A 989-nucleotide genomic window follows, 5' to 3' on the forward strand; every position below is an offset into this window, starting at 1 on the left:
AAGAAACTTTGCGTCTTGGCGCCATTGCGTCCTGGCGTTAAATGGGCCGGAAAGTGAGCGGCCAAGCATAAAATTTTTAAACTGAGCCTCTGCCGGATTTCTTGCACGGTTGAACCCTGTGCCAAGAGATTCAGGATGTATTCAACTGTCAATCGAGTGCCTCTGATCACGGGCTTGCCCACCATTACCGCGTGATCACAGGTGATCCGTTTAAGCAGCTCTTGATTAGTCATGCGATTATCCTCCTGTAATCATGGTACGCGACTCAAACCTCCCGGATCTCGAAGTCGTGGCTGATCTCGGCGGTGGCGCCGAGCATGATGGAGGCCGAGCAGTATTTTTGGGCGCTGAGGCGGATGGCCCGTTCCACCTGTTGCTCCTTGAGGTCGTGTCCACTGACGATAAAGTGGGCATGGATACGGGTGAACACCTTGGGGTCCTCGGTGGCCCGCTCGGCCTCCAGCTCGACGACGCATGCGGTCACCTGCTGGCGCGCCTTGCGCAAGATCAGCAGGACATCGAACTGGGTGCATCCCCCCATGCCTAAGAGCAGCAGCTCCATGGGCCGCACCCCCAGGTTACGGCCACCGAGCTCCGGGGGACCGTCCATGACCAGGGCGTGTCCGCTGCCGGATTCGCCCAGCATGGTGAAGCCTTCGACCCATTTGACACGTGCCTTCATCTTCTGCGCTCCTGTATTTTCCCCGCCTAGGATGCCTGAATCGAAGCGATCGGACCAGTTTTCCCATACTCAATCAGACTCGGACCCTCAATCCGACTGGGACCCGGGCGCAGCCGGCTACCAGTCGCCGGCTTCCGGTGGTGTGTCGGGTCCGGCACATTCCAATACCATTAAGTTAAGCGTTACTGGACGACAAACAAGAGGAGAAACGACGAATGCGCTCGTTTACACGGTTTTCTGCGCTTCCGAAGCCCAGGAGCGCACGCGGCGGATGCCCGTGCGAATTCTTTCACAGTCTCTCCAGCGT

General features: G+C 57.8%; 2 protein-coding genes. Both read right to left on the bottom strand.

Annotation, left to right across the window (positions count from 1 at the left end; translation table 11 throughout):
• The coding region (locus tag BQ17_RS14520; RefSeq protein ID WP_141699298.1) for a DUF433 domain-containing protein at positions 1-233 on the bottom strand (233 nt) is incomplete at its 3' end.
• 32 nt (positions 234-265) lie between these two features.
• Entirely contained in the window at positions 266-682 is a 417-nt protein-coding gene (locus BQ17_RS14525) for an OsmC family protein (RefSeq protein ID WP_089728248.1), read from the bottom strand.
• Between the last annotated feature and the right edge of the window lie 307 nt (positions 683-989).

The sequence above is a fragment of the Candidatus Thiosymbion oneisti genome, assembly GCF_900092655.1.
In the GTDB taxonomy this organism is placed as follows: domain Bacteria; phylum Pseudomonadota; class Gammaproteobacteria; order Chromatiales; family Chromatiaceae; genus Thiosymbion; species Thiosymbion oneisti.

Excerpts from the sequence above, each read along its gene's own strand:
- BQ17_RS14525 (WP_089728248.1), bottom strand. The coding sequence starts at position 682 with ATGAAGGCACGTGTCAAATGGGTCGAAGGCTTCACCATGCTGGGCGAA.